The sequence below is a fragment of the Bifidobacterium sp. LH_419 genome, from assembly GCF_056356955.1.
The window spans coordinates 26788-34846 of the sequence record NZ_JBKEVG010000019.1 but is presented as its reverse complement, the minus strand read 5'-3'; the positions used below and the strand labels follow the sequence as shown (position 1 = coordinate 34846).

The window sequence follows — 8059 nt, the reverse complement described above, 5'->3', positions numbered from 1 at the left end:
ATTTCAATCCACGCCCCTCGCGAGAGGGGCGACCTCCAAGGGGGTGTCGTCCGGCCGCTTCTCATTCATTTCAATCCACGCCCCTCGCGAGAGGGGCGACGACAAGCTCACCGTCACGAAGACCGCCGCCGACATATTTCAATCCACGCCCCTCGCGAGAGGGGCGACGGTCAACGCGAAGCACGCCATCCATCCTTCGAGATTTCAATCCACGCCCCTCGCGAGAGGGGCGACGTCTACGAGCTCGACGACATCATCGATCTCGAGGAATTTCAATCCACGCCCCTCGCGAGAGGGGCGACCCGCGACCGACCCCATCATCAACAACCCAATCCATTTCAATCCACGCCCCTCGCGAGAGGGGCGACCTGATCCGCAACGAGACCCAGAACTGGAACTCCACATTTCAATCCACGCCCCTCGCGAGAGGGGCGACAAACGCCACGCCGAACGCATGGCATCCGACCCCATTTCAATCCACGCCCCTCGCGAGAGGGGCGACGACGGATACAACAACAGTATGCAAATTTTGGATATTTCAATCCACGCCCCTCGCGAGAGGGGCGACATAAGCGTCGTCAACAGGAAAGGACCACGACGATATTTCAATCCACGCCCCTCGCGAGAGGGGCGACAGGCCAATCCGGTCATCCGTCCGGCGCGGCTCGTATTTCAATCCACGCCCCTCGCGAGAGGGGCGACCGCCGCGCACACCGTGGACCTGCGCGGCCTCAAATTTCAATCCACGCCCCTCGCGAGAGGGGCGACTGGTGACACGAGACAGCATCGAACGCTTCCAAAAGATTTCAATCCACGCCCCTCGCGAGAGGGGCGACGCTCCTTCTTGAGATTGGTGAGCACGCCGATCAGATTTCAATCCACGCCCCTCGCGAGAGGGGCGACCCAGCCGCATGAGCTGGCGCAGCTCTGCGAACGAATTTCAATCCACGCCCCTCGCGAGAGGGGCGACCCTTCGGTCTTGGCCTGCTTCTGCGCGGCGTTCATATTTCAATCCACGCCCCTCGCGAGAGGGGCGACACGCGTATTGCATCATCTTGCCGGCCTGGTCCTTATTTCAATCCACGCCCCTCGCGAGAGGGGCGACCACGCAGACCATGACCGCCCGTCTCAAGGACGCGATTTCAATCCACGCCCCTCGCGAGAGGGGCGACGTTGTGGGTGGCGACCTCCTCCTTGCCGGCGAAATTTCAATCCACGCCCCTCGCGAGAGGGGCGACTTCGCCGCCATACGCCATCACCCCTCGCCGTCGATTTCAATCCACGCCCCTCGCGAGAGGGGCGACGTGACCTTGAACACGCGCTCCGTCTCCTGCCTATTTCAATCCACGCCCCTCGCGAGAGGGGCGACCGGACGCCGCCGCCCAATCGGTCGGCCTGAGCAAATTTCAATCCACGCCCCTCGCGAGAGGGGCGACACGGACGCGCATGACGCATCCTACGGCTATTTCATTTCAATCCACGCCCCTCGCGAGAGGGGCGACTGGCCGTCAAAGTGAGTTCTTTGACACGCAAGTTATTTCAATCCACGCCCCTCGCGAGAGGGGCGACCGCCGAACGCGTACGCGTCGTCACCGACGACGATGATTTCAATCCACGCCCCTCGCGAGAGGGGCGACGACGGTTGATGGCCCGCTGCCACGGGTCAAGAGTATTTCAATCCACGCCCCTCGCGAGAGGGGCGACCAAAGCTCGCGCACGCCGCACGACGGGCGACGTATTTCAATCCACGCCCCTCGCGAGAGGGGCGACTTCAGCCGCATGAGCTGGCGCAGCTCATCGAACGTATTTCAATCCACGCCCCTCGCGAGAGGGGCGACTCCTCGAGGTCGTCTACGAGGGCTCGCCGTGGGTATTTCAATCCACGCCCCTCGCGAGAGGGGCGACCGCGAACGCATATCAAGACGCGCATATCTATAACATTTCAATCCACGCCCCTCGCGAGAGGGGCGACTGCGGAATTGGACAACATATTCCACGATGTGGAACTTGCGCCTAAATCCACGCTCTAGCATAACGCACACACCGCCAACCCGATTCCACAAAGCCCAGACCAGGAAGGCAACATTCAAAACTACATACAAAATGTCCACTATTCAGTTATCAAGCAGCACAGAGAACACGATTGTCCCCTCAAGAACCTCTTTTCGATGGTGCGAAAGGTCGCCCTTGCAATGAGAGCTCGTCTTTCGCACCATCGCCACAGGCGAGCGATACAAGGCACGCTCACCCTCATCAATGACAGCATCGCCAACAGACGCTTAGAGCATCATTACCTCATCAACCGGCACATGACGCCGTCTACCGCAATATTCAATTTTCCCAAAATAATTTGAACCAAGATTATAATAACGCAAGCTATCAAATTCTTCGTCAATAATTTGCGCTAAATCATGCTTAAGTATCAGATAGTCGGAAGGAGACACCGAACACTCAAAGACACTATTCTGCACTCGTTGCCCATATTTCATACATGTTTTCGCCACATTTCGCAGTCGCCGTCTGCCTTCTGACGTTTCCGTATTGACATCATATGCAATAATAACCATCATCTCACGTCACACCCTGGTTCCAAAACCACTATATTCCACTATTCTCACATAACCATATATTCATTTCCACATGAACGGCGGATAGGCATCCAAATCACCACGAACAGCTCGAGCCAGCAACAAAGACTGAACATACGGCACCAATCCCCATTCTATTTTCTCACCAAGAAATGGATGAGTGATCACCTCCTGCTTTCTCTTCTGCCATGCTGCAAGCACGGTTTTTCGACCGTTATCAGAAAGAAAGACTCCACCGTTCTCGCGTATTACAAATTGTGAAGACTTGATTGCTCCGGTATTGACCAACGTCAATGAGAATCGATCAGCTACGGCAGGGCGAAACTCCTCGACCAAATCCAAAGCCAGAGATGCTCTTCCCGGCCTATCAACATGCAGGAAGCCCACATAAGGATCGAGACCAACCCCTTGCAATGCCGCAAGGCAATCGCTTGTCAACAAGGAGTACACAAACGACAACAGCGCGTTCATTCTATCCAAGGGAGGCCTGCGGCTTCGTTCTTGGAAGAAGAAATCATCTTTGTCACGAAGAATCAAATCATCAAAAGCATAGAAGTAGTCTTTGGCGGCTAACCCTTCTATGCCACGTAGCTCCTCGATGGACGTACAGTCATGAACATTCAACAACGCTTGACGCAACCGTTCACTTTGCGCAGCTATACGCTCACCGTTGACACGCAATGCATGATCGCGTTTGGTGCGTTCGAGAACCCAACGACAATTGTATATTTTCCCAATGATGAATGATCGAGCATAGGACAAGGACATGCTCCCATCATCCGCGAAGCGGAACTGTTCCCGCCGAAGGAGAACATTGCGACTCTTTTCGCCAAGAACGGAGCAATAGTATCGTCCTCTTGGCGAAAAGAATGAAAGCCCCACACCGAATTCGGCGCACTTGCCCATCAGCGCCGGCGAAGCCCCTTTATAGGAGAAGCTCATGATGCCATCCAAGGATCTAAGGGGGATTTCACCAAGTGTAGAATCCTCTCGCTGCACGACGACATTATCGTTCTTTAAGGACAGATAGGCATCTTCACTGGTGACATATAATGCGTTAAGCAATCGTCTCATTTTCAGCACTCCCCTTCTTGCTTTCCACCAGTAACGTATCTTCGATGAATTGTCTGGCGGATTGCGTTTTGACCAACTTAGGCAGGCAGATGTCACGCAACGAGCACGCACGGCAAGACTTCGATGGTCTGACCTTTGGCGTGTGCCCTCGATTGAGTAAATCGTGCATCTCATGAGTCATTGCAACGATTCGCTCTCTCAACGACGCATCAAAGCAAACCCGCTCCCGATGCTTCGTCTGCTGATAGAACAGCGCGCCTTCGGGAATCGAACATGCCAGCATTTCTTCCAAGCACATGGCTTCGGCGCATAGCTGAAGCCGATCGGCATCCTGCTGTTTGGGTCTGCCGCGCTTGTATTCCACAGGGTAAGGCAACCAAGTATCATCTCTTCCATGTAGAGGCACTCCCTCAGGGGATTTGCGGAATTCGACTACATCGCAGGCACCTGTGATGCCCATTCTCCGCGAGAACACGCGTAGGTCTCGCATGACAAGCAGATCACCACGGGTTTCCGACTCGCCGTAGTCATGTGCACGCTCATGTTCCAATGATCCGGCAGTGGTCAGATAGTTATCTTGCCATTGCTGCTCAATATGAATCAGCGCCCATTGCCGTCTGCAGAATGCGAAGTGCTGGAGGCCGGAAAGAGCCAGCCAATCGTCATCAGGATAATCCACCAGCTCTTTCATGTCAGCCTCCTTGCACAATACCCAATTCAGACCTCTAACAGCTATCTAGGGAGCAAATGCACTAATTCCTTTTCTCAACTGGGAATATGTCATAATGCAGTCCTGGAATCTCATCATCATGAACTTGAACAATATGATCGGAATCAGCATCGGCATCGACCATTACGGCACGATGGACCTTGGCCGTCGAGAACTGGCCACCCTTGTTGTCGTGCTTGAACCACACAACTTTGAGCACCTCCATCGAGCCAGCCGGGCGTGCGGAGCTCTCGTCGTTTTCGAAAAGGGTAATCAGAGCCTCCCTGACCTTCTCCGCATCCTCGTCGGAGAACCCGGTCCTCTCCGCGAGCTGGGGACTGATACTGCCACGTGTCACATATACCGCGCGACCTGAGACGCGATATTTCATACCCATGGTGTCAGACGACTTTACATCGTTCTCCGTGGTCTCACTGTTCACGGACTTGGTGATCTGGATATCGTCAATCGAAATCTCTCCCAGCGAGAAAGCAGGCTGAATGGACACCGGCCCACGAACGCCCAAGGATACGGAGTCGACGCCGCTGTCCTTGCCGTTCTTCTGGGTCTTCTTATAGGCGAACACCTGGCCGAAAGCACGAACATCGATCCACCGTTCGCAGGCCTTCCAAGCGACTACACCTCTCTGATTCTGCTCGTCCTTATCCAACGTCTTCAGAAACAACTGCATACGCTCGGACAACGAGCGCGCCCCGTCATCGGCACGATCGGCAGACTGCACGAAGATGCGTTCCCCGGCATCCTGCAGGCGATTACGAATCTTACGCTTCAATGCGACATCGGACACCTCGCCGCGGCCATCGGAAGTCATACGGGGACGGTTGCCCGACAGGGGGTCGCCATTCGGATTGGCGTTCTCCACAGAAAACACCACCACGAAATCAATCCTATTCTGCAAAGTGGTCATGGGTCATTCTCCTTCATTGGTTTCAGTTGTCTGAGACTTGTTTCCCTTATTGCGCGCCTGATCCATCAGATATTTACGCTCATGGGAGTAGCCGAGCAGGAACAACGCCGACAGAGCATGATTGTCTTCGAAGTCTCCTGGTTTGAATGTGTTAATCACACAGTCGATATCATCCTGGAAGCTTTTCGCGACCGACGGGGACTGCGTGTATGTATTTTTCAGGTAGGGCTGAAGCTGATTCCACAGATTACCCCAAGTAACGAACGGTTTAGCCGAAAAACTGTTCATCAGCCGTATCGCGTTCGTCGGCCTGCTCGATGCACCGTTTCGCTTCTGCTGGTTTTTCAACACCCTATACTCGAAACTGTCTGCAAGCGCTAAAAGTCGGCCGTATAAGTAGTCCCTATCCCTACGGTTAACGTCCAATTCCAGTAAAGCCATCGTATTCCTTTCCGTTCCAGGGAGACGTCGCCGCTCCTGTTCGATGAAATGTTTTTTCCACATGCTGCATGCGACTTCTAAATCACGCCGCCATGTCGTCTCGTTTTTGCGATAATTCTTGCTAACCGTGTAGCTTTGCGGACGGACGACCCGGCGGAATGCGGCATGCAGCAACGACTGCGGCAAACAGTTGTTGCCAAACATGCACTCAACAAGCTGTTTCTTGATTTTCTTGGCGAATTTGGTATACCCAACCCCACTGCGATCGTCACTGTCATACACGCAGTTGATGATGTCTCTGAATGACGGAGCCCCAATGTAACCAATCAGCTTGGGTTCCGAGTTCGGAGCTTCCTTTCCTTCTCTTGTCTTCGGATGGCCACTGTCGGTTGACGATTCAAACCGAGTGAGGTTCCACGCGGAATCCTCATGCCATCGAATCACGTTTTCGATGTATTCATCTTCGGCCAATTCCCGGTAGAACGTGACGCTCAGTCTTCCAGGGGTTGCGGCATCGAAAATTGCCACGACTATACGACGACCGTGTTCCTTAATCGCATCGAGAGCAGATTTCCCACCGTATTCCCTCAGCAATTTGCCCAAATAGTCGGCGTAATTGGCATCCACCTGAGAACGAGCGGCGCTGAGTTTCTCCCCATCGGTCAGGCTATCGCTTTCCTCTGCATCATCGAGGTAGTAGAAGTCAGACAGTCCCTCATAGACGTCGTATGAATTGCCTGAGTAATCGACGATATGCTCGGTCGGCTGTTTGTCGACCGCCCATACCACGATGTCCTGCGTATCGGTGAGAGTGCCGTTGTTGTTCACCAACCACCGCAATGTCGAGTGCACTTTCTGCGAGGTCAGTGTATCGATGCTCAGGGCTTCACCACGATCGATGTATCGTCCGCGGAAAGTGAAGTTAGTCTTGTCGTTCGCGGAGATGAGCTTGGCATTCCCGTTGACGCTGACGATGTTCTTCGGGAAATTGGCGGAAGGCTTGCGTAGCTCGCCGCCCAGCATGTCGGTTCCGAGGCGTTTTCCCTGATGTTCCTGATACCGTATCCACAGGGAACGAATCGCGGGATCCTGCCACGTCTCCGGGCTGTGGTCTCCTGACCATACCACAAACCGGACGCCGAGTTTACCGTCCTTGGTTTCCTGGATTGTCACTCCCTTGGCACGGGCATCATCGATGACGCTATGATATTCAAGATACCGGTAGACGGCATTCAACTTGATATTGCCATCTTTCCATTCGGCAAGCTGTTCCATATACTGCCGATACTTGGCTGTATCGTATTTGCTGTCGATGTACTGCAACTGATCACACAACGGATGCGGTTTGGGATTCCGCCCTGATCGGCCAGCTGATTGTTCCGTGCAGGGGATGATGATATCAAAAGCCTTGCGGTCTTTTTCGATATTCACCAGACTGCCGTCCTGATCGATGGTGACGCATAGCTGCGTCTTCATCGTGGTGTGATACACCGGTAACAACGTCTTTCTCGTATCCAGGGTCCCATCAGGATTGACGGGGGCGATTCCTGCAACATCCTGTACCGCATCATAGGTCTGCAGCAGACTTGACCAAAGACTCATCGCTCACTCCTCCGCCAGACTGATATTCTCACCGATTACGAAGCTCTTGACCGACTGTCGTTCACGGATCGTTCGGTAATCAAGCTTGTCGGAATCCGGTCGCTCGAACTCGATGATGCCGTTGCGCATAATTGGGTGCCAGAAACGGACCATGAAATCATGGTTCGGATTCTCGTCGGGGTATGTGAAACCATGCGCCATGTAGCCCATGTCCCATTCGCTATACTCATCATAGAAACCAGCCCCCGACCCGAAGCCGCATGGTTCGACATACGCCTGGCATTCCCGTGCGCCAAGAAAGACGTCGCGGCGCCCCCCACGATCCACAGCGCGTTTGGCGATATTATGATGCTTGTTTTCATCTCTATCAGGTATGAGATCACGACGCTGCTCATTCCATTCGAAATGGGCAAGCACCTGGTATCGAACATCCTTGAGATAGGTATAGTACGACAGTTCATTGCCGCCGTTCATCTTGATTGGCCGGACGCCTTTTCCCTCGGTCTGTATCTTGTTCATCACACGCACCGCATCAATGACCCACACCAGCGTGGGTTTCCAATAAATGCTTTCCGTAATGCCTTTCAACGCTTGATAAGTGGGCACCTGATATGAGATCTTTTCGCCACCAATCCGCGTCGCAGCATCCGAGAAGAGCGCATAGTCCCCATATACTTCATACTCAATCGAGTTTCGTTGTTTCCGCATAATCACCTG

At 53.7% G+C, this 8059-nt stretch carries 6 protein-coding genes and 1 CRISPR repeat array; all 6 genes read right to left on the bottom strand.

Features of this window, described 5'->3' with window-relative positions:
- Positions 1–1972: a CRISPR direct-repeat array (repeat unit 33 nt; unit sequence ATTTCAATCCACGCCCCTCGCGAGAGGGGCGAC).
- A 307-nt stretch (positions 1973–2279) separates the two neighbouring features.
- The 6 genes from cas2 to cas5c all read right to left on the bottom strand — a co-directional run bounded on the left by cas2 (position 2280) and on the right by cas5c (position 8050).
- Positions 2280–2570, bottom strand: a complete 291-nt coding sequence (gene cas2, locus AC1AYX_RS09845; protein ID WP_476503310.1) for a CRISPR-associated endonuclease Cas2 — start codon at positions 2568–2570, stop codon at positions 2280–2282.
- Positions 2571–2630: 60 nt separating this feature from the next.
- Positions 2631–3662, bottom strand: a complete 1032-nt coding sequence (cas1c, locus tag AC1AYX_RS09840; RefSeq protein ID WP_476503309.1) for a type I-C CRISPR-associated endonuclease Cas1c — start codon at positions 3660–3662, stop codon at positions 2631–2633.
- Complete coding sequence (gene cas4 / locus AC1AYX_RS09835) at positions 3646–4353, bottom strand: CRISPR-associated protein Cas4 (protein ID WP_476503308.1); 708 nt, start codon at positions 4351–4353, stop codon at positions 3646–3648. The genes cas1c and cas4 overlap by 17 nt, the downstream gene beginning before the upstream one ends.
- Positions 4354–4414: 61 nt before the next feature.
- Positions 4415–5299, bottom strand: a complete 885-nt coding sequence (gene cas7c, locus AC1AYX_RS09830; protein WP_476503307.1) for a type I-C CRISPR-associated protein Cas7/Csd2 — start codon at positions 5297–5299, stop codon at positions 4415–4417.
- A 3-nt stretch (positions 5300–5302) separates the two neighbouring features.
- A complete protein-coding gene (gene cas8c / locus AC1AYX_RS09825; protein ID WP_476503306.1) occupies positions 5303–7342 on the bottom strand; it encodes a type I-C CRISPR-associated protein Cas8c/Csd1 in 2040 nt (679 codons plus the stop codon).
- 3 nt (positions 7343–7345) lie between these two features.
- Positions 7346–8050, bottom strand: a complete 705-nt coding sequence (gene cas5c / locus AC1AYX_RS09820; protein WP_476503305.1) for a type I-C CRISPR-associated protein Cas5c — start codon at positions 8048–8050, stop codon at positions 7346–7348.
- Positions 8051–8059 lie beyond the last annotated feature (9 nt).